The organism is Paeniglutamicibacter sp. NPDC012692, assembly GCF_042901625.1.
GTDB lineage: Bacteria > Actinomycetota > Actinomycetes > Actinomycetales > Micrococcaceae > Paeniglutamicibacter.
Map to the genome: position 1 here is coordinate 1,584,228 of NZ_JBIBDE010000001.1, position 23,303 is coordinate 1,607,530.

The window sequence follows — 23,303 nt, forward strand, 5'->3', positions numbered from 1 at the left end:
CGTGGCCATCAAACGACGCATCGACCCGGCCGAGGGGCGTGCCGCCCTGCAGCGCTGGATCACCGAGAGCGACGAGGGCGGGGAAACAGCGCTGCCGCGCCCGCTCATTGCCATGGCCGTGCGCTACTCCCTTGAGGAATTGGCCAGCCGGGCCGAGGGCAACTCCGTGGAGGTGCGGGTTCCGCCCTTCGGCGTCACCCAGTGCATTCCGGGCCCACGGCACACGCGCGGCACTCCCCCGAACGTCATCGAGCTGCCCGCGGACATGTGGCTGGCACTGGTGAGCGGGCGGATCTCCTGGGAAGCGGCGTTGGCGACCGGAAAGGTCTCGGCTTCGGGCCTGCGGGCGGATCTGGCCGCCGAGTTGCCGCTGGTTTAGTACCCTTGAGGGTATGGAACCGACGCAGCAACCCGCAGAACCCACGCCCGGATCATCACCTTCGGCAAACATCGAGGTAGTCGTTCATTCGGCCCCCAAGTTCTGGCCCTTCATGGGTGTCGGCGCATTGGTGGGCATCATCATCGCCTTCATTTCCGCATACAGCGGCCCCGAGTCCCCCGACTTCTCGCGCGGCTCCGTTGCCGGCTTCCTGTCGGTCGGTTTTGCCATCGCGGGCGTCCTACTGGCCGGTATTGTTTTTTTGATTGTGGATCGCGTCACACTCAAGCGCGGCCGTCGCGCCACCGCAGTGCCCACTGGTGAGCCAGAACACCACTAGAAGCGCTTGCCGTGCGACTTTTCTCGCAATCCAAGGCCCCCGGATCGTGAGAGAATAATTTCTATGGCGCGTGGTGACGGAAACCTAAATCATGATCTTTTGCCCGACGAGAAGGGCCCGCAGGATGAATGCGGTGTCTTCGGTGTTTGGGCTCCCGGCGAAGAAGTAGCGAAGCTGACCTATTACGGTCTCTATGCGCTGCAGCATCGCGGGCAGGAATCGGCCGGCTTGGCCACGAGTGACGGACAGCGAATCAATGTCTACAAGGACATGGGGCTTGTCTCGCAGGTGTTCGACGAGAACACGCTGAACTCGATGCAGGGGCACTTGGCCATCGGCCATTGCCGCTACTCGACCACCGGCGCAAGCCACTGGGCCAACGCCCAGCCGACCCTCGGCCCCACCAATTCGGGCACCGTGGCACTGGCCCACAACGGCAACCTGACCAACTCGGCCGAACTCATGGACATGGTCAACGCCCGGCTCGCCGAGTCCGGCGAAAAGATCCGCGGCGAAATCGCCCAGGGCAACACCACCGACACCGCACTGGTGACGGCGCTGCTGGCCGGCGGCGAAGGCCAGACCCTTGAGGAAACGGCACTTGACCTGTTGCCGAAGCTCCAGGGCGCGTTCTGCTTCGTCTTCATGAACGAAAACACCCTGTACGCGGCACGCGACACCTTCGGCGTGCGCCCGCTGGTCCTCGGACGCCTGGACCGTGGATGGGTAGTGGCCTCCGAACAGGCCGCACTGGCCACCGTTGGCGCCAGCTTCATCCGTGAGATTGAACCCGGCGAATTCATCGCCATCGACGAGGACGGCATCCGCTCGCAGCGCTTCGGCGAGGCAACCCCGGCCGGCTGCGTCTTCGAGTACGTGTACCTGGCCCGCCCGGATGCTTCCATCAACGGCCGTTCGGTCTACGAGTCCCGCGTGGAGATGGGCCGCCAGCTGGCCCGCGAAAACTCCGCCGAGGCGGACATCGTCATCCCGGTCCCGGAATCGGGCACTCCCGCCGCCATCGGCTACGCCGAGGAATCGGGAATCCCCTTCGCCCACGGCTTCGTGAAGAACGCCTACGTGGGACGCACCTTCATCCAGCCGTCGCAGACGCTGCGCCAGCTGGGCATCAAGCTCAAGCTCAACGCGCTGGAACCCGTCATCAAGGGCAAGCGCGTGGTGGTGGTCGATGACTCGATCGTCCGCGGCAACACCCAGCGCGCCGTGGTGCGCATGCTGCGCGAGGCCGGTGCCGCCGAGGTCCACGTCAAGATCTCCTCCCCTCCGGTCAAGTGGCCCTGCTTCTACGGCATCGACTTCGCCACCCGTGCGGAACTGATCGCCAACGGTGCGGCCGTCGAGGAAATCGGCAAGTCCATCGGCGCCGATTCCCTGGCCTACATTTCCGAGGACGGCATGATCGGCGCCACCAAGCAGCCGCGCGAGCGCCTGTGCACCGCCTGCTTCACCGGCGACTACCCGATCGCCCTGCCCGGCTCCAACCTCCGGGGCAAGAACTTGCTGGAACGTAGCAACCAGGCGGGATGTGAACCGGGCCCGGATGCGGAGTTCGAGTCCACGCTCACCGCCGAAGACAAAACACCGCGCAACTAAGTAAAGGACACATCAGAGATGACAAGCGCCACCCCTGAGAATTCCGGAATCACCTACGCTTCGGCCGGTGTCGACGTCGAGGCCGGAGACCGTGCCGTCGAACTCATGAAGGGTGCCATCAAGGCAACCCACAACTCCAACGTCATCGGCGGGGTGGGCGGGTTCGCCGGCCTCTACGACGCCTCGAAGTTCCTGTCCTACAAGAAGCCGTTGCTGGCCACCTCCACCGACGGCGTCGGCACCAAGGTAGCCATCGCCCAGGCCATGGACATCCACCACACCATCGGCCACGACCTGGTCGGCATGGTCGTCGATGACATCGTTGTCGTCGGCGCCGAGCCGCTGTTCATGACCGACTACATTGCCTGCGGCAAGGTCGTCCCGGAGCGCATCGCGGACATCGTCCGCGGCATCGCCGAGGGTTGCCAGATCGCCGGCACCGCACTGGTCGGCGGCGAAACCGCCGAGCACCCGGGCCTGCTGGGCGAGCACGAATACGACGTCGCGGGTGCCGCAACCGGCATCGTCGAGGCCGACGGCCTGCTGGGTCCGGACCGCGTGAAGGACGGCGACGTCATCATCGGCATGGCCGCCTCCGGCATCCACTCCAATGGCTACTCGCTGGTGCGCAGCGTTGTTGCACACGCCGGCTGGGCCCTGGACCGCCACGTTCCGGAATTCGGCCGCACCCTGGGCGAGGAACTGCTGGAACCGACCCGCATCTACACCATGGACTGTCTGGACCTGATCCGCGCATTCAACGTGGACGGCGCCATCAAGGTGCACGGCTTCAGCCACGTCACCGGCGGCGGCCTTGCGGCCAACCTGGCCCGCGTGTTGCCGCAGGGCCTGATGGCCACCGTGGAGCGCAACAGCTGGGCACTGCCGGCCGTCTTCAAGGTCATTTCCGAGCTCGGTTCCGTGCCGCAGCCGGACCTGGAGCGCACGCTGAACCTGGGTGTGGGCATGGTTGCCATCGTCGATGCCTCCATCGCCGATGCAGCCCTCTCCCGCCTGAACGCACGCGGCATGAACTCGTGGGTCATGGGCACCGTCGGTGCTGTCACCGAGGAAGCCAAGACCTCCGGCCTGGACTACGTCCAGGGCGCCAAGGGCGTTGACGGCGGCGCCGTGCTGATGCGCGGCAACTTCGCCGGCTAAGTACCGCAAGCCTTAAGCAGTGAAGGACCGCACCCAATGGGTGCGGTCCTTCACTGCTTAAGGCCACCGGATTCGCGACTTAAGGCCACCGGATTCGCGACTCCCGTTTCCCGGTCAGGGGAAGAACAAGGCTACAGCGGCCGGTGGCGCTGCCCCGCGGCCGAATCGGACGGTGCAGGCAGGTCGAGCAGGTCAAGCGCCTCCGCGATGTTGGTGCGCCACCTGAAGTCGGCCTTGGCGTCCCCGCGCGTGGGACCGCCATTGATCAATCCCACGCGCTTGCCCGCGGCGAGGGCGTCGAGCAGCAGCTTGTAGCCGCTCATCACGGCCAACGAGGAACCGATGACCAGCAGCGCACTGGACTTGGATTCGAGCTCCTTGAGCCGAGCCTTGCGTTCGGCCGGCACGTTTTCGCCGAAGTAGACGACGTTGGGCTTCAACGCCTCGGATCCGCAGACCAGGCAACCCACCATCGTGAATGCCTCGACGTGCTTCTGGTCCAGGCTCACGTCCCCGTCCGGGTTCACCAGGCTGGGGTCCAGGTCGATGCTTTCGAGGTAGCCGGGGTTTGCCTCGTGCAGTCGCACGTCCAGCGACCGGCGGCCCTCGAGGGCCCCGCAGTTCAGGCAGGCGATCCGTTCGAGGTCGCCGTGCAGGGCAATCACGTTCCGTGAGCCGGCGGCAACATGCAGACCGTCGACGTTTTGCGTGACGATGCCGCTGATTTTTTCCGTGGCTTCCCACGCAGCCAGGCGATGGTGGATCGGGTTGGGCGATGCCTTGTCCATGTGCCGCCAGCCCACGAAGCTGCGCGCCCAATAGCGGTGGCGGGCCGCCGGTTCATGCAGGAATTCCTGGTAGGTCATCGGGCGGTGCCGCAACAGGGAACCGCGGGGCCCGCGATAGTCGGGGATCCCGGAATCGGTGGAAACGCCGGCACCGGTGAGCACCAGCACGTTGCCCTTTTCCAGCATCGTACGGATGCCCTTGCTGGCCACCTCGGGATCCTGGAGCGGGGTGTTCTCCCCCACCACGCGTTCGATGGAACGGATGGCGGCCCGGTGCGCCATTTCGATGCCGAGCTTGCCTTCGTGAATCATCGCTGCATCCTCTTTGCGGGCACGACAAAGACCGCGGTCACCAACACAGGTTCTGTGTGGTGGCCACGGTCTTCATGCTCACGTACTGGAAAAACCACGACCGCTGATGCATCAGGGGTCACTTCAGGGAGTCGGCACATCAACTGATGCGCCGTTGGTCGTCCTCATCGTCGTCGTCTGCGTACGTATCTTCGTAGTCCGAATAATCGGGCTCGTAAGGTACTTCGACAGGGCTTGGTGTCGCGGTGCTAGGACCACGCGTCTTCCCAAGCTCGCGTTCCAAGGCTGACAAATCAGTGGCCGGGGAGAAATACTTAATATCCCTGGCCTGTCGTGTCGCTTTTGCCTTCTGACGGCCGCGCCCCATGGCGTGACCCCCTTTTTTCAGTAGATCTGGAGGTGGTCCTACCGTGTTAGGCGGAGGCCCCAGAATATGTGACTAATTCTTTCGTGTTTCAAGGTTAACATGATTCGGCGACGAGTGCCTGCCCGCAACCCCGGTTCTGCCGGTAGAGTATTAATTTGTCCACCAAGTCGACTGCGACCGTCCAGGGAGCTTGCTTGTCCGTACCGCCTCCCCCTGAGGGAAAAGCCGCACTACCTGCGCGCAGAGCCAGACCGCAAAAACGCGCGTGGTGGCACTCGTCTTTGTTGTGGGCGCTGGTCGGAACACTCGGCATCCTGCTGATTTTTCTCTACGGCACGAAGAAAATTCTCGGCGAAGGCGACGGCAAGGGCGCTGCCGCATTGGTGACAAGAAACCCATCTCCGGGCCTCGACGGCATCATCGCCCTCCAGGTTCCCCCGGAGCAGCTGGCGGTGGGCGACTGCCTCCAAGGATTCAAGAGCGCGCTCGAACCTGTCACGATTGTTACGTGCGTGACGGCACACAATGCCCAGATGATCGGCTCTTTCGAGATCACCGAGGTTAATTTTCCCGGCCCCGAACAGATGCTGAGCCGCTCGGAAAGCCTGTGCAAATCCGTCACCCTCGATCCGGGAAGCTCGATCGATTCAACCTGGTCCTACCATTTCTCGCGTCCTTCGGCAGGAACCTGGAAAACGGGAGACCGCAAGGTGGCATGCTTCCTCACCCTGAACGAGGGAACCGTCCAGGATTCACTGTTGCCCAGCGACGCGGCCGGAATCAGCTCCTAGGCGCAATCCGACATGCCGCGTCCCGGCATCCCCGTCTGGCATGCGAAGGCGCCGGGCTTCGATCGGGAAATCCCCGTCGAAGCCCGGCGCCGACTTGTCACTGCATGCGTTCGTTAACGGGTGCGGCTTGAGCTGAGCGTCAATCCGTCGTTGAGCTCGTTGACGCCCACCTCCACGGTGTCCCCGTCCTGGATGTTGCCTGCCAGGAGCTCGCGGGCCAGCCTGTCCCCGATCTCCCGCTGGATCAGGCGACGCAGCGGGCGGGCGCCGAAGGCCGGATCGAACCCGGTGAACGCCAGCCAGTCGCGGGCATCCTCGTCGACCACCAATTGCAGTCGGCGTGACGCCAAACGCCCGGCCAGGGTATCCACCTGCAGGGAGACGATCGAGCCCAGCTCCTCGAGGGACAGCGGATCGAACATGATCACGTCATCGAGCCGGTTCAGGAATTCGGGCTTGAAGGATGCGTTGACGATATTCATCACCGCTTCCTTCTTGGCCTCGGATTCCAGCGTCTGGTCGACCAGGAACTGCGAACCGAGGTTCGAGGTCATGATCAGGATGACGTTGCGGAAGTCCACAGTGCGGCCCTGGCCGTCGGTGAGACGCCCGTCGTCGAGCACCTGGAGCAGGATGTCGAAGACCTCCGGGTGGGCCTTCTCCACCTCGTCCAGCAGCACCACCGAGTAGGGGCGGCGGCGCACCGCCTCGGTGAGCTGTCCACCCTCCTCGTAGCCGACGTATCCCGGAGGGGCACCGACCAGGCGGGCCACCGCGTGCTTCTCCGAGTACTCGCTCATGTCGATGCGGACCATGGCCCGTTCGTCGTCAAACAGGAAGTCGGCAAGTGCCTTGGCCAGCTCGGTCTTGCCCACGCCGGTGGGACCCAGGAACAGGAAGGAGCCGGTGGGGCGGTCCGGGTCGGAGATTCCGGCCCGTGCGCGCCGCACGGCATCCGAGACCGTCTTGACGGCCTTCTGCTGGCCGATCAGCCGGTGCCCCAGGAACGATTCCATCTCCAGCAGCTTCTGGCTCTCGCCCTGCAGCATGCGCCCGGCGGGGATTCCGGTCCAGGCGGAGATGACCTCGGCAATGTCGTCCGCGGTGACCTCCTCGGCAACCATCAATTCCTTGGTTTCCGCCGATGCCTCGGCCTGGGCGGCGTCGGCCATCTCCTTTTCCAGGGCGGGAATCTCCCCGTAGAGCAGCCTAGATGCACCCTCCAGGTCTCCCTCTCGCTGCAGCTTCTCGGCGCGCGAGCCCAACTCTTCCAAGCGGGCCTTGAGGTCGCCGACCCGGTTCAGGCCGGACTTCTCCGCTTCCCAGCGTGCGTTCAGCGCATCGAGTTCTTCCTTCTTGTCAGCGATGTCGGCCCGCAGCGCCTCGAGTCGTTCACGCGACGCGGCATCGGTTTCCCCCGCCAACGCGAGTTCCTCCATGGTCAACCGATCCACGGCGCGGCGCAGCTGGTCGATTTCCTCGGGTGCGGAATCGATTTCCATGCGCAGCCGGCTGGCGGCCTCGTCGACCAGGTCGATGGCCTTGTCGGGCAGCTGGCGGCCGGTGATGTAGCGGTTGGACAGGGTGGCGGCGGCCACCAGCGCCGAGTCGGCGATGGTGACCTTGTGGTGGGCCTCGTAGCGCGGCTTGAGACCGCGCAGGATGGCGATGGTGTCGTCGACGCTGGGCTCCCCCACGTAGACCTGGGCAAAGCGGCGCTCGAGGGCAGGGTCCTTCTCGATGTTCTCGCGGTACTCGTCCAGCGTGGTGGCACCGATCAGGCGCAGCTCACCACGGGCCAGCATGGGCTTGAGCATGTTGCCCGCGTCCATGGCGCCCTCGGAGGCACCCGCGCCCACGACCGTGTGGATCTCGTCGATGAAGGTGACGATCTGTCCGTCGGAGGCCTTGATTTCCTCGAGCACGGCCTTCAGGCGCTCCTCGAATTCACCGCGGTACTTGGCACCCGCGATCATGGACCCCAGGTCCAGGGAGATCAGGGTCTTGCCGCGCAGGGATTCGGGGACGTCCCCGGCCACCATCCGCTGGGCCAGCCCTTCAACGACTGCCGTCTTGCCCACGCCGGGTTCACCGATGAGCACCGGGTTGTTCTTGGTGCGGCGCGAGAGCACCTGGATCACACGGCGGATTTCCCCGTCGCGGCCGATGACCGGGTCCAGCTTGCCCGAACGGGCAATGGCCGTCATGTCGGTGCCGAACTTTTCCAGGGCCTGGAAGGTGTTTTCCGGGTCAGGGTTGTTGACCTTGCGGTCCCCGCGGATTCCTGGCAGCGCAGCTTCGAGGGCCTGGCGGGTGGCGTTGAGCCCGCGCAGAATGTTGCCCGCGGCCCCAGTGTCATCGCTTAGGCCCAGCAGCAGGTGCTCGGTCGAAACATAGCCGTCACCGAGTGCCTCGGCCGCTTGCTGTGCGGAGTTGATCACTTGGAGGATCCCGCGGGAGTACTGGGCCTGGGCCACAGAACTACCCGAAGACGAAGGCAGGGCCTTGATCGCGGCACTGGCCTGCACGGAGACCTGGTCCGGGTCGACCCCCGCAGCCTTAAGCAGGGCCACTGCCACCGATTCACGCTGGTCGACAAGTGCCTTGAGTAGGTGGACTGGTTCCACCTGAGGGTTCCCGGCGGTGGAGGCATTCATGCCCGAACCGGAGAGTGCTTCCTGGCTTTTGGTCGTAAATTTAGTGTCCACGCTATTCCTTTCGTTGTTAGCGATTCACTCAAACATGAGTCTACTTAACTCAACTTTGGTTTGCATGAACGTATTCCCTGGATCAAGGATTTTTCGAGAATTCCCTCCCCGGTCAGGAAGCGGCCGCGCGTTCAAGCGCCGCAATATCCAGTTTCCGCATGGGCATGAACGCTTCCACGACCCTACGTGCAACCTCGGGATCGCTCTGGCCAAGCAGCTCGGGCAGCCTCGTCGGGACCACCTGCCACGAGACCCCGAAGCGGTCCTTGAGCCAGCCGCACTGGCTCTCCTCTCCACCCGCGGTCAATGCGTCCCAGTAGTAGTCGACCTCGGCCTGGTCCTTGCACATGATCTGGAAGGAGACCGCCTCACTGAACGAAAACATGGGTCCGCCGTTCAGTGCCACGAACGGGTTTCCGTTGAGGCTGAATTCAACGGTCATGGGCACGCTCGAGGGTTGCCCGTTTTCATCGAGATCCACGTGGGTACCGATCTCCGAATTCGGGAAGATCGAGGTATAGAACCGGGCGGCGTCCAAGCCTTGCTGGTCAAACCACAGGCAGGTAACGATGTTTTTCATGGGTGATCCCCCTTGGGGCTTCGATTGAGCGTTCGGCACATCCACAGACTATGAACCGCATGCACCACTTTCAAGGGCGGGGCCCCAGCTGTCCGGGGACAGGTGTCACACACCGGGTAGGGCGGCACAACGCAAATACCGTCCCGGGCCGTGTTGGCCTGAAACGGTATTTCGTGGTGCAGGGTTGGGCTGTGGGCGATTCCCGCGTTTAGCGGCCCCCTGGCATGTACTGGTTTGAGGGAACGATTTCCTTGCCCAACGGCATCAGGGAAATCGGGATCATCTTGAGGTTTGCCACGCCCAGCGGGATGCCAATGATGCTGACAAACATGGGGATGGCCGTCGCAATGTGGCCGATGGCGATCCAGATGCCCGCCACAAGAATCCAGATGACATTTCCAATGGTCGACATTGCCCCTACATGCCCGCGGTCAACAACCGTGCGACCGAATGGCCACAGGGCGTAGAGCGCAATGCGGAAGGAAGCGATGCCAAAGGGAATCGTGACGATGAGCAGACAACAGATGATGCCTGCCAAGGCATATCCGGCCGCCAGCCATATGCCTCCGAAAACCAGCCAAATGACGTTTAGGACTGCCGAAAGTGAATTGCGCATATCCCTAGCATTGCCGACTCGCGCCGCTTCTGCCATGGGGTATGTCCCTGATTCGTCCCCGAGGTCCCGATAACGCTTTCTAACGATTTGCCCCGTGTGCCCCGCTCAATTCGATTAGTTCCACCTAAAACGGCAAGCTTGATGAATGCGGTTCGTCTTCGGTCAAAAATCATCCAAGTTCATTGCAGGACTCCTCGCCCTCACGCTGCTCACCGGATGCGCACCGCTACCAGGCTCGCCCACCACACCCACTGCGGCTTCCCCCACGTCAGCGGAGGGTTCTTCGCAAATGGATGTTCGTCAGACCGAATCCTTGCCGTTGATCTTCGTCCCGGACCTCAACGCCGTTGAACAATCCGACGAACACCGCCACATCTTCAGCCGGCACTTCGAGGTTCCCTCGGTGCCCTCGATCGGCGAAGCGCAACGCAGCATCGTCGAGTCGCGCATGAAGTCGTTCAACCAGAACAACACCCCCGATGTCTACGCCGGATCCGCGGCAACCGGGGAACTCAACCTACGCAGCTACCTCACCGCGGTGTCGCAGCAGGTGATCGGCATCAGAAGCACCGCCTACGAATTCGCCGGGGCCTCGGGCGGCAGCAGCTTCGTGACGCAGTGGTTCGACACGCGCACACCCGGGATGCTGGACAGCCGCGACCTGTTCGGCAGCGACGAGGGCTGGGCGGAATTCCGCGAGTTCGTGGCACAGGCCGCGACCGCCAACCCCGAGGTCATCCCCGAGAGCGTGACCGAGCTGCAGGATTCGTGGCTGGATTCGGTCAACTTTGATGCGCAGGGAAACGTCACCGTCGAATTCGACGACTACACGATTGCCCCGGGATCGGCGGGGTCCATTGTCGTCACGGTTCCGTCGGCAAACATCATTCCGTTGCTCTCTCCATTCGGCCTGATGGCACGAACGGCTGGCATGAACCCCATGCCGAGGATTCCCGCGGACCTCCTGGGATCGGCAAGGCCCGGGGAGCCCGCCCAAACAACCCAGGAACCGGTCGCCGAAACGCCGCAGCCACGAAACATCGACTGCAACAAGACCAAGTGCGTGGCGCTGACCTTCGACGACGGCCCCGGCCCCAAGACCGGCAAGCTGCTTGACGAACTCGAGAAGAAAGACGCCGCCGCGACCTTCTTTGTCGTCGGGCCCAACGCCAAGACCCGTCCCGAACTCATCGAACGCATGATCGCGGAGGGCCACGAGGTGGGCAACCACACCTGGAGCCACCGTTCACTGCCGGCGTTGTCCCCGGCCCAGGTTCGAAGTGAGATTGACCGCACCAACGACGCGATTTCCGCGGCCATCGACCAGCCCGCCACGCTCCTGCGTCCCCCCTACGGTGCGCGCAACGCAACGACCGACCGGCTGGCGCAGGCACCGGTGATCCTGTGGGACGTGGACCCCCTGGACTGGAAGCACCGGAACACCGAAAAGGTTATCGACGCCGCGGTTTCGCAGACCAAACCGGGTTCCATCGTTCTCATGCATGACATCCACAGCAGCACCGTGGCGGCAGTGCCGGAGATCCTTTCGCGGCTCAAGGCAAAGGGCTACACCTTTGTCACCGTCACGGAGTTGCTGGGCCAGGACAAGTTGAAGTCGGGGAAAACCTATTCCCGTGCCCCGCTTCCGCCCACTGCCAGTTCGAAGACGGGCGAGAAAAAGTAGCCGGGGAGTTCGCTAACCTTAAGTACATGAGCATTCCCACAGATCGCAAGATGCCGTCCACCGGCCGCGCCGTCGAAGACCCCAGCTTCTACCGAGCCGAACCGGTGTCCTTTGTCCGCCGTGGCAGCCGCCTCCATGGCCGCCGTGCGGACGCCTGGGAGCGCATCGCGGACAAGTACGTCATCGAGCCTGAGCGCGAACGCACCGACACCTCGGTGGCCGCGGGTTTCGTTCTGGACCCTGAGACGGTCTACGGCCGCAAGGCCCCGTTGATCGTTGAGATCGGTTCGGGGCTCGGCGAAGCCATGGCCCATGCCGCCGACGAGAACCGCGACAAGGACTTCCTCGCCGTGGAGGTCTACCGCCCCGGCCTTGCCGCACTCATGGTGCGTGTTGAGAACCGCGAGCTCACCAATGTGCGCGCCGTCCAGGCCAATGCCCCGGAGGCGCTCGACATCATGCTTCCCGAGGGCTCGGCCCAGGAAGTCTGGATCTTCTTCTCCGACCCGTGGCACAAGATCCGCCACCACAAGCGCCGCCTGATCAAGGAGTCGTTCCTTCCCAAGATCGAGCGGGTGTTGGTTCCCGGCGGCATCGTTCGTCTGGCCACCGACTGGTCGAACTACGCGGAACAGATGCGCGAAATCTTCGATGCCTCCGATAGCTTCGAGAACCTCCACCCCGGCAATTTGGCCGGTGAGGACAGCAACCTGACGAAGGTCCGCCGACTCGGGCTTGAGGGCGAGGAGCAGGATGCGGCGTTCACCGACGAGCTTGGCGGCTGGGCCCCTCGCTTCGAGGGCCGCACGCTCACCAGCTTCGAGGGCAAGGCCTTGAATGCAGGTCGGTTGATCTTCGACCTGACCTACCGCAAGAACTAGCCGGGCACGAAATTCCCCCTGCGGCGCCGAGGCGCCGCAGGGGGAATTTCCGTTTAATCAGGGCAAAACAATTTCGTCCTAGGCCAACGGCTTTTGGCCGGTGGTGATCAAGGCCAGGTTGCGCAGCGACGTGGTGCCCGGGTCCCTGTATCCGCGGGGTGCACCGGGGTTCCCCGGGGTCATTTGCGAGGTGTTGTGCCCGCGCACCCCCAGCAGGCCAAGGTCGGGCCTGCCTGCAACACTGAAGGCGTGGCCGGGAATGAGTTTCCGGCCCGAAAGCAGCCGTCCCCACCAAGCCAGGCGATCACCGTCGGCGACCGCCTCATAGATGTGGTCCGCGGAGAGGTTGAGCCGGCCAGGGTCGCGGGACAGTTGCCTCGGGATTCCCGCCGAGCCGATCGTCGCCAGCGCCTGGACAAGCGCCGAGGATCCGGCGCGCGAGTCGAGCACCTGGGCTGCGAGGGTCGCCGCATAGGAGTGGGCTTCGAGCGCCAGGTGCGGCTTCCCGTGGCGCAGTGCGGCAAAGATTTCAAGGTCGCGTTCGAGGACCTGCACGCCGCGGTGTGCCGAGCGGTTAATCAGTGCGCTGGCCATGTTGGGGCTGCGGTATCCCAGCCACGCGACAACCGCCGGCGCCTCGATTCCCACCGTGCGTTGCTCGAGGTACAGCTGCCCTGCCTCGCGAACGCTTCCCCACAGTGCGTTGCGGGCCCTGATCCCGGTGCCCGAAAGCTGCCAGGTGACATGCGTTGCCGTGTCCAGGTCGCCGACGGCGATGGCTGCCAGCGGTTCGCGCGCCGAAAGATCCAGATAGAGCAGGTGGCGTGCGGGGATGGCGGGATCCATGGAGCCTTCACGCAGGGCGTGTGCCGTCCCGTCGAGTGCCTGGCGGTGGGTCCTGCGCAAGCGGCCCCGGATGGCGCACAGCGCCTCGAAACGGGCCTCGGCCACGGCAGTGAGCTGGGCGTATCCCCCGTGGTTCGGCATTCGGCTCCCCCATCCCGTTGGCAGGCCACGACCCCGACGGGTCTATTTGCTGCGCGGCTTCCAGATCACCAGGGCCTGGCTGCGGCCGCGGGGACGCTGGCCCCGTGTCAGGGACACTACATCGCCGCTGGTGCCGGCGGCAAAGACGCGGCCCAGCCCGGCGCTCTGGCTGGCGCTGCGCAGGGCGAAGACCTCGTTGCTCAGTTCGCTGATCCGGGACTGGAGCGCCGCAAGCTGATTCTCCAGGGCGAGCACGCGCTTGATCCCCTCGAGGGAGACGCCGTCCTTGGAGAGTCGCTGGATCTCGCGAAGCAACTCCACGTCGTGTTCGGAGTAGCGGCGTTGCTTGCCGCCCTGTCTGGAGGGCGACACCAAGCCCATGCGGTCATACTGGCGCAGGGTCTGCGGATGCATCTCCGCCAATTCGGCTGCAACGGAAATGACAAAAACCGGTCGAAGTCTGTCATTGTTCATGATTCTGTCCCTCCATGCATTTCCGTATGTGGCAACCGGCAACGAGCCGATCGAATGATCCGCTTTGGGGTGCCTTCCGCGCGTCCGCGGAAGGCACCCACGACGGTCCTAGAGTACTGCGTGGGCCAACAGGCTGTGACGCGGATCCTCGCCCTTGGTGGCCTCCGCAAACGCCTCGACCGCGGCCTTGGCTTCCTTGGACAGGTTTTGCGGGACCAGGACGTCCAGGGTGACAAGCATGTCGCCGGTGGCCTTGGCCGTGTGCACGCCGCGGCCCTTCAGGCGCAGCGTGCGGCCGGAAGATGAGCCGGCCGGTACCTTCATCTTGACGGTGTCCCCGGTGATCGTGGGGACCTCGATTTGCCCGCCCAGCGCCGCTTCGGCAAAGGTGACGGGAACGTGGACGCGGATGTTGTTCTCTTCGCGGGTGAACACCGTGTGGGGCTTGACGCTGACCTTGACGATCAGGTCCCCGGGACCGGCAGTGCCCGGCGAACCCTTGCCGCGCACGCGCACGGACTGCCCGTCCTTGATGCCGGCGGGGATGCGCACGTCGATGATCTCGCCGTTGTCTTCGCGCAGCCCGATGGTGGTTCCCTTGATGGAACCCGCGAAGGAAATGCTGGTGCTTGCCGTGCGGTCCGCGCCCTTGCGCGGTGCCTGCTGGCCGAAGCCGCCGAACCCGCCGCCGCCTCCAAAGAGGTCCGAGAAATCGGGTGGCACCTGGCTGCCGCGATGTCCGCCGCCGCCTCCGAAGAGGTTGGAGAAGACGTCCTCGAACCCGCCGTTGTTGGGCCCGCCGTGGCCGCCGCCGGCGCTGAAACGGGCGCCGGAACCCATGGCACGGATCGCGTCGTACTGCTGGCGGTCTTCGGGGTCGGAGAGCACCGAGTGCGCCTCGGTGATGTCCTTGAACCGTCGCTCGGCCGCCGCATCGCCGGCGTTGGTGTCCGGATGGTACTTGCGGGCCATCTTCCGGTAGGCCTTCTTGATGTCCGCTTCGCTGGCGTCCTTGGAGACGCCCAGTATGGCGTAGAAATCCTTTTCGACCCAATCCTGACTTGCCATCAGGCGCCTCCTTTTCCTGTAGTGCTTCGGTGCCCGCGAACGCGTGCAAAACGGTTCCGGGCCAAAATCTTGGGGTGGAAGTCCACCGGCCTGCGGCGGGTCCCCGGTCCTTTCCAGGAACCCGGATGACCCGCCGCAGGTGGTGGAGTTACTTCACGGTTTTACTACCGTGTTGCGTTGCTTGGCAATTATTCCCCGAGGGAAACGATCACCTGGGCCGCACGCATGATGCGCTCGCCCTTCTTGAAACCGGAACGCAGGACCATGGCGACATGGTCTGCCGGGATCTCCGGATTCGGCTGCTGCAACAGTGCCTCGTGCACGGTCGGGTCGAATGCCACGCCCGCTTCGTTGATGCGTTCAAGGCCGAGGCCTTCGAGCACCGCATCGAGCTTGTTGGCGATCGAGGCGAACGGCCCGTCGGTCAAGTCACCGTGGGCACGGGCTGCATCGATGTCGTCGAGGACCGGCAACAGGTTGTTCATGACCGACTGCACGGCAAGCTCGCGCACTGCCTCGCGGTCACGCTCAACGCGCTTGCGGTAGTTGACGTACTCGGCCTGCAACCGCTGCAGGTCCTCGCGCAACTCGGCTTCCTTGTCCGGAACCGTACCCTCTGCCGCAGCCTCGTTGAGGATGGCCTCGGCCTGACTCAACGCGTCACCCGAGTCATGGGCTTCGTCAACGGGAGTGACCTCTTCGTTGGAGGCGCCCTCGTTGTGAATTTCCTCAGACATGGTCGATGCGCCCCTTACTTCTTTTCGTCTTCGTCGATGACCTCGGCGTCGACGATGTCCTCTTCGGCGTTCGGGGCCTCGCCACCGTCTTCACCGTTGGACGAAGCCTGGGTGTTGGCGTAGATGGCCTCGCCCAGCTTGCCCTGCGAAGCCTGCAGCTTCTCGAACGCGGCCTTGACCTCGTCGTCGTTGTTCTGCGACTCAAGGGCCTTCTTCAGCGCGTCGACGTCGGCCTGGACCTCGGTCTTGACCTCTTCCGGCAGCTTGTCGGCGTTGTCCTTGATGAGCTTGTCCACCGAGTAGGCGGTCTGCTCGGCGGCGTTGCGGGTCTCGGCTGCCTCGCGGCGGGCCTTGTCCTCGGAGGCGTGTTCCTCGGCTTCGCGGACCATGCGGTCGATGTCGTCCTTGGACAGCGAGGAACCACCGGTGATGGTCATCGACTGCTCAACGCCGGTGCCCTTGTCCTTGGCGGACACGTGGACGATGCCGTTGGCGTCGATGTCGAAGGTGACCTCGACCTGCGGGATGCCGCGCGGAGCCGGCGCGATGCCGGTCAGCTCGAAGGTGCCCAGGGCCTTGTTGTCGCGGGTGAACTCGCGCTCGCCCTGGAAGACCTGGATCGATACCGAAGGCTGGTTGTCTTCGGCGGTGGTGAAGGTCTCCGAACGCTTGGTCGGGATCGCGGTGTTGCGCTCGATCAGCTTGGTCATCACACCACCCTTGGTTTCGATGCCCAGGGACAGCGGGGTAACGTCGATGAGCAGAACGTCCTTGCGCTCGCCCTTCAGCACGCCGGCCTGGAGTGCCGCGCCGACTGCAACGACCTCATCCGGGTTGACGCCCTTGTTGGCTTCCTTGCCGGCCATTTCCTTGACCAGTTCGGCAACGGCAGGCATGCGGGTGGAGCCGCCGACGAGGATCACGTGTGCGATCTCGGAGACCTTCACGCCGGCTTCGGCGATGACGTCCTTGAACGGCTTCTTGGTGCGCTCGAGCAGATCTGCGGTCAGTTCCTGGAACTTGGCACGGGAGAGGTGCTCGTCCAGGTGAACCGGGCCTTCCGGGGTGACCGAGAGGTACTGCAGGGAGATGTTGGTGCTGGTGGCCGAGGAGAGTTCCTTCTTGGCCTGCTCAGCGGCTTCCTTCAGGCGCTGCAGGGCAATCTTGTCCTTGGACAGGTCTGCGCCCTTCTGCTTTGCCTGGGCCAGCAGCCAGTCAACGACACGCTGGTCCCAGTCGTCGCCGCCGAGGCGGTTGTCGCCGGCGGTGGAGCGAACCTGGATGGTGGAGAAGCCGTCGTCGTCCTTGCCAACTTCGAGCAGGGACACGTCGAAGGTTCCGCCGCCGAGGTCGAAGACCAGGATGAGCTCGTCTTCCTTGCCCTTGTCCAGGCCGTAGGCCAGTGCTGCCGCGGTCGGCTCGTTGACGATGCGCAGGACGTTGAGGCCAGCGATTTCGCCGGCTTCCTTGGTGGCCTGGCGCTCGGCGTCGTTGAAGTAAGCCGGAACGGTGACAACCGCGTCGGTTACCTTTTCGCCCAGGTATGCTTCGGCGTCGTTCTTGAGCTTCATCAAGATACGGGCGGAGATTTCCTGCGCGGTGTACTTCTTGTCGTCAATGGCAACCGACCAGTCGGTGCCCATGTGGCGCTTGACCGAAGCGATGGTGCGATCGATGTTGTTGACGGCCTGGCGCTTGGCGATGTCGCCAACCAGGACTTCGCCGCTCTTGGCAAAGGCAACGACCGACGGGGTGGTGCGGTTGCCTTCGGCGTTGGCGATAACGGTGGGCTCGCCACCTTCGAGGACGGATACAACAGAGTTGGTGGTTCCGAGGTCAATACCTACGGCACGTGACATGGGTGAGCTCCTTCTTGCATTGGGGAAAATGAACCAACGTTCCTTCCGGATGAACCGGTTGAGCGTTCTGTACTCAAGTTTACTCGGCCGCAAATCCTTGTCAATTCAAACTTGAGCGCAATCGACTCAAGTTTGTGTTTTTGGGCAAAAAACAACCGGATCCCGTGGCAAAAAACCGCGGAAATCCGGCATTCTTTGAACTTGCTGGGAGAAGTGTTCGCTGTGAGAGATGGGGCAGATTATGCGGCATTCGACCACCAAGACGGCCGGTGGACCCCCGGATGCGGATGGTTCCCTACGCATTTACGCACGGTGGACTGGCATCCGGGCAGCTTGGCCGCCATGCCCTAATTCAACGTCAGCGACCCAACATCAGGTCCACCCCCAGGAACGCGAGCGTTCCGAAGGCCGTGCCCCACAGGATGATGGAAATGATCTGCCAGAAGATGACCTTCTCCTTAGCGGCGCCGAAGGAAACCAGCGCGGCCGAGGTGATCTGGCTGGGCAAGATGGTCTGCCCCAGAAGGCTGACCCCCGCCACGCCGTACTTGTCGAAAGCCGTTCGCAGCTTCTTGTACTTCTGGGTCGGGGATCCCTTTTCCTTGGCCACCTTGCCGCGAACGAAATGTGCGCCGTTGACCAGCAGGAGCATCGAGGCGACGTTGCCGAGAACCGCCGCCAGAATGGCTACCACCGGGTTCAGGCCGATCACGACCCCGAGTGCGGACCCGAAATATGACTCGACGAACGGAATCGCCGCGGCCAGGATCACGGCGATCCATTGCAATGCGGGCGGGAACGAGGATGCGAATTCCTGCAGGGATTCAATCACGACACTTCTCCAGATGTTGTTGGTGGACGCTTGACTGCCAACGCGTCCGGAGCGAACCGGGCGCGGTTGCAATCATCTGCAACTCTTTACTTCCTCCAGATTATTTGCACGGGCATTTCGAAAGCCCGCTCAAATGGATGATTTGCCCGGGCTGGCAGCGAGCGCGATTCATCCGAACGGATGAGTCTTTCCAAGCGCTTGTGCGCTCTTAAACGACTAGTGGGTCCCGCTTTGCAAGAAATCTTGCAAAGCGGGACCCACTAGGGAGCATCAAGCCTTCGGTCGCCCGTGGGACGACCGGCCGGGCTTAGTAGCTGCGGTTGTTCGAGGCCGGCGAGGAAGCGCGGCGCGGACCACGCGAGCGACCGCCGCGGCTGGCACCGTTGGCTGCTTCAACCTTGGAAGCGCCCAGCGCTTCGCCGATGGTGTTTCCACCGCGCGGACGGGAACCTGAAGTGGCACCCTGGCGCTGGCCGGAGTTGTTGCGAGCCGAAGCGGAACCGCGACCTGCACCGGCACCGGCACCGCGGCGGGCTACGTCGCGGTCGTCGCCACGTGAATCCTGGCGCATGTCTGCGCGGCGATCTGCACGGTTGTCGGTGCGGACGTCACTGCGACGCTCGCCACCGCGACCTGCTGCGGCGCCGTTGCCACGGCGTTCGCCACTGCGGGCGCCCGGAGCTGCATAGCCGCGGCCTTCGCCACGGTTTTCGCCGCGACGCTCGCCACCGCTGTTGCGGGTGGAGGAAGCCGCGTTGCCACGGCTCTCGGTACGGCGTTCGCCACGGTTCTCGTCGCGGCCACGCTGGTTTTCGCCACCGGTGCTCTTGGCCGGCGCAGATGCCTTTGTGGTACCACGTCCGCCACGACGGCGGCCACGGCCACCCGCAGCGTCCGAATCGGTCAGGGTGTCCTTGCGGACCGTTGCCTGGGTGCGCAGCTGCGGGGCAACGTATGCAACGGGCTCGGCGCGTTCGCCGACAACGTCGGAGACAACCTGGGCGTTCGGGGTGACCTTGACCATCGGCACCTTCAGGCCCGCGGCCTTCAGCAGCGACTTCACGTCACCCTGCTGGTCCGGGGTCGCGATGGTGACAACGGTTCCGTCCGAACCTGCGCGGGCGGTGCGGCCCGAGCGGTGCAAGTAGGCCTTGTGCTCTGCCGGCGGGTCGATGTGTACAACCAGTTCAACACCGTCGACGTGGACGCCGCGGGCTGCAACGTCGGTGGCAACCAGTACGCGGGCATCGCCGGCGGCGAATGCCGCAAGGTTGCGGTCACGGGCATTCTGGCTCAGGTTGCCGTGCAGGTCCACGGACGGGATGCCGCACTTGCCCAGCCATACGGCCATCTTCTTGGCGTGGTGCTTGGTGCGCATGAACATGATGCGACGGCCGGTGCCCGATGCCAGGGTGCGTACCAGTTCCTTCTTGTCGTCGTTCGACACCAGGAACACGTGGTGTTCCATGGTGTTCACTGCGGCCTGCGGTGCATCGACCGAGTGCACGGTCGGGTTCTCGAGGTAGCGCTGGACGAGCTTGTCCACGCCGTTGTCCAGGGTGGCGGAGAAGAGCAGGTGCTGGATGCCGCGAGGTGCCTGGTCCAGGATGCGCTTGACGACCGGAAGGAAGCCGAGGTCGGCCATGTGGTCGGCCTCGTCCAGCACGGAGATTTCCACGCGGGAAAGGTCTGCAACGCGCTGCTTGAGCAGGTCCTCGAGGCGACCCGGGCAGGCGATGAGGATGTCAACGCCTGCGTTGAGGTCCTTTTCCTGGCGCAGCTGGGAAACGCCGCCGAAGACAACCGCGGTGCGAAGGTCGAAGGCCTCGGCCAACGGCTCGACGACCTTGGCGATCTGGGTTGCCAGTTCGCGGGTTGGTGCCATGATCAAGGCACGCGGGAAGCGGGCCTTGCGCGGCTTCGGGTTGGCCGCAAGACGGGCAACCACGGGAAGGGAGAATGCCAGGGTCTTGCCGGAACCGGTCTGACCGCGACCGAGCACGTCGCCACCCTTGAGGGTGGTTGGCAGGGTTGCTTCCTGGATGGGGAATGCCGATTCGATTCCTTGGGCCGCGAGGACCTCTGCAAGGATTGCGGGCACGCCAAGGGAAGTGAATGAAGGACTCACGTGGTTCTTTCTCTCAAAGCTTCGCACGACGGTTTCGACGCGCGTGATCGCCGAAGAAAGAGAGAGCCTAGATGGCGCAAAGCGCACATGATGCAGCCGCGTTCAATCGCAAGAAGGATGTGAAACAAGCGGCGGATCGGGAAATCTAATCTGTCGACGCATAGACTTTCAGGCCTCGAAGCTGATCCCCGAGCCATACCGATCTACAAGCTTCCATCTTAGCAGTACACCGCGGGGAACCATACGAGAGATCCGTTACCCTCGTCGGCCCAGCCCGCTTGGCCACCACACGTGCCTGCCGATGTCATGCACGAGGGCCGGCACCAGGAGCGAGCGCACCACGAGGGTGTCAAGCAGGACGCCAAAGGCCACGATGAAGCCGAGCTGGACCAGGAACATGATCGGGATGATGCCCAGTGCGGCAAACGTTGCGGCAAGCACCACACCGGCGGAGGTGATGACGCCGCCTGTCACCGACAGCCCACGCAGGACGCCCGACCGGGTTCCGTGCTCCAACGACTCCTCGCGCACGCGCGTCATCAGGAAGATGTTGTAGTCGACACCCAGTGCGACGAGGAAGACGAACCCAAAGAGCGGAACCGATGGATCGGCGCCGGGGAAGCCGAGGATGCCGTTGAACACCCACGCCGATACCCCCATCGCGGTTCCGTAGGACAGCACCGTGGTGGCGACCAGCAACAGCGGTGCGACCACGGAGCGCAGCAGGAACATCAGGATGACCAGGATGGCGGCCAGGATCAACGGGATGATCTTGGCCAGGTCGGCCTCGGCGGTCGTGGCGGTGTCGGCGAGTGTTGCCGTGGTGCCGCCGACCAGGGATTCCGGGTCCATGGCGTGGATGGTGTTTCGCAGACCGACGAGCGTGGCCTTCGCGGCATCGGAGTCGGCGGCGTCATCGAGCGTGATCGAGATGAGCGAGCGGCCCTCGACGACCTGAGCCTCGCGGCCCGCGGCGGTCACCGCCGGGCCCCCGTCCGCGGCCTGGACATAGGCCGAGGCCACGCCGTCCAGGGCCTCGATGCCGGGCAGGGCGTCCTCAGCCTTAGTGCTGTCGATGACGGCGAACGCGGGGCTGCCGGTTCCGCCCGGGAAGTGTTCCCCCAGGACCACCTGTCCGTCGCGGGAATCGGTCTGGCCCAGGACGAGTTCGCTCTGCGGGACGCCGGAGGCCTTGAACTGGGTCGCGCCCAGGGCGCCGACCACCAGGACCAGGGCGGTGGCGATCCAGATGCTGCGCGGGTGGCGGCCGACGAACTTCGCGACGTTTCCCCACAGGCCCCCCGGAAGCTCCTCCGCACCCAGTGGGCGGGCGGGCTTGGGCATGAAGGGCCAGTAGGCGGAGCGCCCGAGCAGGCCGAGCGCGGCCGGAAGGAAGCTCAGCGCCGCGACGACGGAGAAGACGATGCCGCTGGCGCCGATCGGGCCGAGCGCCTTATTGGAGTTCAGGTCGGAGAACAGCAGGCAGAGCAGGCCCACCGTCACGGTGCCACCCGAGGCAAGGATGGGTTCGACCGAGCGCTTCCAGGCCGTGGTCGTGGCTTCCCAGCGGCCGGCCCCGTGGGCCAGTGCCTCGCGGTGCCTGGCAACGTAGAGCAGCGAGTAGTCGGTCGCGGCCCCGATGACCAGGATGGAGAGGATTCCCTGGCTTTGCCCGTCCAGGCGGATCCAGCCTTCCTTGGCCATGTAGTACACGGCGACGATGGCAGCGCACAGCGCTGCAACGGAAGTGAACAGGACGACGAGCGGCAACAGGAACGAGCGGTAGACCAGCAGCAGGATCAGCAGCACCGCGCCCAGGGCGACGCCCAGCAGTACACCGTCGATGCCGCCGAACGCCTCGACGAGATCCGCGTTGAACCCAGCGGGGCCCGTCACGTAGGCGCGGGTGCCTTCCGGGACGCGTTCCGTGAGTTCGTGGCGCAGCGTCTCGACAGCCTCCTGGGTTTCGGTTTCGGCGCCCAGCGGCACCAGCAGCTGCGCGGCCAGCCCGTCTTCGGAGAAGAACGGCCCGGCAATCTCGCCCTCGAGCGCCGGCAGGTCCTTGAGCGACTCGGTCGTCGCGGCGATGGCCGCCTCGTCGAGTTTTGCGTCGCCGGCGATGACCACCACCGCGGGGATCGCATCGGAGGTGCGGAACTTCGCCTGCCACTCGAGCGCGCGGGTGGCCTCGGCCGAGGCGGGAAGGAAGGAAGCCTGGTCGTTGGTCTGCACGTCACCGAGTTTGCCGAAGGTGGGACCGCCGACCCCTGCGACACCCAGCCAGGCGAGAACCAGGACCGCGGCAACCAGAGCGCGCACCTTGCCGCCCGCCTGCCGCATGTTCCTACCTGGTAACACGGTTTTTTCCGCAAGTCCCGCAGAACCAGCAACGCGCTTTTCCACAATATTCCCATCTTCGCACCGGTCGGCTTTCCGCAACGGAAGCCAAGTCTCTCCACTAGATAGTATTTCCATCATGGAACTACTTCAAGTCTGAACGTATGATTGTTGCCATGGATCCCAATAACGCTCGTGAACTTGTACTGCTGCTCCAGCAGTTTGCGCAGGCCTCCGATCGTTACGTGGAATCCACCGGCGCGCGTCACCAGACCCACCGAACCGACATGAATGCGCTGGCGGCCATCATGCGTTTTGAGCTGGCTGGCAATCCACCGACGCCCGGGGACCTGGCCCGCGAGCTCAGCCTCAGCTCCCCCGCAACCAGTGCGTTGCTCGACCGGCTCGAACGCAGCGGCCACATCGAACGACTGCGCGTCGACAAGGACCGCCGGGTGGTGCGCATTCGCATGACGGAGAAGGCCAAGGCGGACGGCCAAACCATGTTCGGGCCGCTGGCGGTCAGCATGATGGAGGTCATTTCCTCCTACGGCGAGCGCGACATCGCCCTGATCTCCAGGTTCATGGCGGAAGCCATTGCCGGCATCGACCAGGCGAGCCGCCAGGGCACTGCCAGCTGAGGCGCCCCTGTTCCAGTGC

21 protein-coding genes are annotated in these 23,303 nt (G+C 64.2%); 8 read left to right on the top strand and 13 right to left on the bottom strand.

Annotated features, from left to right (window positions below; translation table 11 throughout):
• Position 1: 1 nt before the first annotated feature.
• From ACFY5D_RS07400 to purM, 4 genes are all read left to right on the top strand, one after another.
• Positions 2-379: a sterol carrier family protein gene (locus tag ACFY5D_RS07400; protein ID WP_387527084.1), complete on the top strand. Its 378-nt coding sequence runs from the start codon at positions 2-4 to the stop codon at positions 377-379.
• Between the two features lie 13 nt (positions 380-392).
• On the top strand, positions 393-719 hold the full coding sequence (locus ACFY5D_RS07405) for a hypothetical protein (protein ID WP_387527087.1): 327 nt from the start codon (positions 393-395) through the stop codon (positions 717-719).
• A gap of 63 nt (positions 720-782) precedes the next feature.
• On the top strand, positions 783-2,333 hold the full coding sequence (purF, locus tag ACFY5D_RS07410) for an amidophosphoribosyltransferase (protein ID WP_387527090.1): 1,551 nt from the start codon (positions 783-785) through the stop codon (positions 2,331-2,333).
• Positions 2,334-2,351: 18 nt separating this feature from the next.
• Positions 2,352-3,494 carry a phosphoribosylformylglycinamidine cyclo-ligase gene (gene purM / locus ACFY5D_RS07415; RefSeq protein ID WP_387527093.1) on the top strand — a complete coding sequence of 381 codons (1,143 nt, stop codon included), beginning with the start codon at positions 2,352-2,354 and terminating at the stop codon, positions 3,492-3,494.
• Positions 3,495-3,625: 131 nt separating this feature from the next.
• Here purM and ACFY5D_RS07420 read toward each other — a convergent pair whose 3' ends face one another.
• Together ACFY5D_RS07420 and ACFY5D_RS07425 are read right to left on the bottom strand one after the other, a co-directional pair.
• Positions 3,626-4,594, bottom strand: coding sequence for a Sir2 family NAD-dependent protein deacetylase (locus tag ACFY5D_RS07420; protein ID WP_387527096.1), 969 nt, complete (start codon positions 4,592-4,594; stop codon positions 3,626-3,628).
• A gap of 139 nt (positions 4,595-4,733) precedes the next feature.
• Complete coding sequence (locus ACFY5D_RS07425) at positions 4,734-4,961, bottom strand: DUF3073 domain-containing protein (RefSeq protein ID WP_387527099.1); 228 nt, start codon at positions 4,959-4,961, stop codon at positions 4,734-4,736.
• A 194-nt stretch (positions 4,962-5,155) separates the two neighbouring features.
• Between ACFY5D_RS07425 and ACFY5D_RS07430 the strand changes: the two genes are divergently transcribed.
• Positions 5,156-5,752, top strand: coding sequence for a hypothetical protein (locus ACFY5D_RS07430; protein ID WP_387527102.1), 597 nt, complete (start codon positions 5,156-5,158; stop codon positions 5,750-5,752).
• A gap of 113 nt (positions 5,753-5,865) precedes the next feature.
• Here ACFY5D_RS07430 and clpB read toward each other — a convergent pair whose 3' ends face one another.
• From clpB to ACFY5D_RS07445, 3 genes are all read right to left on the bottom strand, one after another.
• On the bottom strand, positions 5,866-8,460 hold the full coding sequence (gene clpB / locus ACFY5D_RS07435) for an ATP-dependent chaperone ClpB (RefSeq protein WP_387527104.1): 2,595 nt from the start codon (positions 8,458-8,460) through the stop codon (positions 5,866-5,868).
• Between the two features lie 112 nt (positions 8,461-8,572).
• A complete protein-coding gene (locus ACFY5D_RS07440) occupies positions 8,573-9,040 on the bottom strand; it encodes a VOC family protein (protein ID WP_387527107.1) in 468 nt (155 codons plus the stop codon).
• A 208-nt stretch (positions 9,041-9,248) separates the two neighbouring features.
• Positions 9,249-9,692, bottom strand: a complete 444-nt coding sequence (locus tag ACFY5D_RS07445) for a YccF domain-containing protein (protein ID WP_387527110.1) — start codon at positions 9,690-9,692, stop codon at positions 9,249-9,251.
• A gap of 253 nt (positions 9,693-9,945) precedes the next feature.
• Here ACFY5D_RS07445 and ACFY5D_RS07450 point away from each other — a divergent pair, with 253 nt between their 5' ends.
• Complete coding sequence (locus ACFY5D_RS07450; protein ID WP_387527113.1) at positions 9,946-11,340, top strand: polysaccharide deacetylase family protein; 1,395 nt, start codon at positions 9,946-9,948, stop codon at positions 11,338-11,340.
• A 26-nt stretch (positions 11,341-11,366) separates the two neighbouring features.
• The gene (gene trmB, locus ACFY5D_RS07455; RefSeq protein WP_387527116.1) at positions 11,367-12,221 is read left to right on the top strand and encodes a tRNA (guanosine(46)-N7)-methyltransferase TrmB; all 855 of its coding nucleotides are present in this window, start codon (positions 11,367-11,369) and stop codon (positions 12,219-12,221) included.
• A 78-nt stretch (positions 12,222-12,299) separates the two neighbouring features.
• Here trmB and ACFY5D_RS07460 read toward each other — a convergent pair whose 3' ends face one another.
• The 8 genes from ACFY5D_RS07460 to ACFY5D_RS07495 all read right to left on the bottom strand — a co-directional run bounded on the left by ACFY5D_RS07460 (position 12,300) and on the right by ACFY5D_RS07495 (position 22,646).
• Positions 12,300-13,208 (bottom strand): alpha/beta hydrolase, encoded by a 909-nt coding sequence (locus ACFY5D_RS07460; protein WP_387527119.1) that lies wholly within the window; start codon positions 13,206-13,208, stop codon positions 12,300-12,302.
• A 42-nt stretch (positions 13,209-13,250) separates the two neighbouring features.
• Positions 13,251-13,682 (bottom strand): heat shock protein transcriptional repressor HspR, encoded by a 432-nt coding sequence (locus tag ACFY5D_RS07465; protein ID WP_387527122.1) that lies wholly within the window; start codon positions 13,680-13,682, stop codon positions 13,251-13,253.
• 108 nt (positions 13,683-13,790) lie between these two features.
• Positions 13,791-14,750, bottom strand: coding sequence for a DnaJ C-terminal domain-containing protein (locus tag ACFY5D_RS07470; RefSeq protein WP_387527125.1), 960 nt, complete (start codon positions 14,748-14,750; stop codon positions 13,791-13,793).
• A gap of 188 nt (positions 14,751-14,938) precedes the next feature.
• The gene (locus tag ACFY5D_RS07475) at positions 14,939-15,487 is read right to left on the bottom strand and encodes a nucleotide exchange factor GrpE (RefSeq protein ID WP_387527128.1); all 549 of its coding nucleotides are present in this window, start codon (positions 15,485-15,487) and stop codon (positions 14,939-14,941) included.
• A gap of 14 nt (positions 15,488-15,501) precedes the next feature.
• Entirely contained in the window at positions 15,502-17,346 is a 1,845-nt protein-coding gene (gene dnaK / locus ACFY5D_RS07480; RefSeq protein ID WP_387527131.1) for a molecular chaperone DnaK, read from the bottom strand.
• A 358-nt stretch (positions 17,347-17,704) separates the two neighbouring features.
• Complete coding sequence (locus ACFY5D_RS07485) at positions 17,705-18,178, bottom strand: hypothetical protein (protein WP_387527134.1); 474 nt, start codon at positions 18,176-18,178, stop codon at positions 17,705-17,707.
• Between the two features lie 307 nt (positions 18,179-18,485).
• Positions 18,486-20,306, bottom strand: coding sequence for a DEAD/DEAH box helicase (locus tag ACFY5D_RS07490; protein WP_387527137.1), 1,821 nt, complete (start codon positions 20,304-20,306; stop codon positions 18,486-18,488).
• Positions 20,307-20,561: 255 nt separating this feature from the next.
• Entirely contained in the window at positions 20,562-22,646 is a 2,085-nt protein-coding gene (locus ACFY5D_RS07495; protein ID WP_387527140.1) for an MMPL family transporter, read from the bottom strand.
• 173 nt (positions 22,647-22,819) lie between these two features.
• Between ACFY5D_RS07495 and ACFY5D_RS07500 the strand changes: the two genes are divergently transcribed.
• Complete coding sequence (locus ACFY5D_RS07500; protein WP_387527143.1) at positions 22,820-23,284, top strand: MarR family winged helix-turn-helix transcriptional regulator; 465 nt, start codon at positions 22,820-22,822, stop codon at positions 23,282-23,284.
• Positions 23,285-23,303 lie beyond the last annotated feature (19 nt).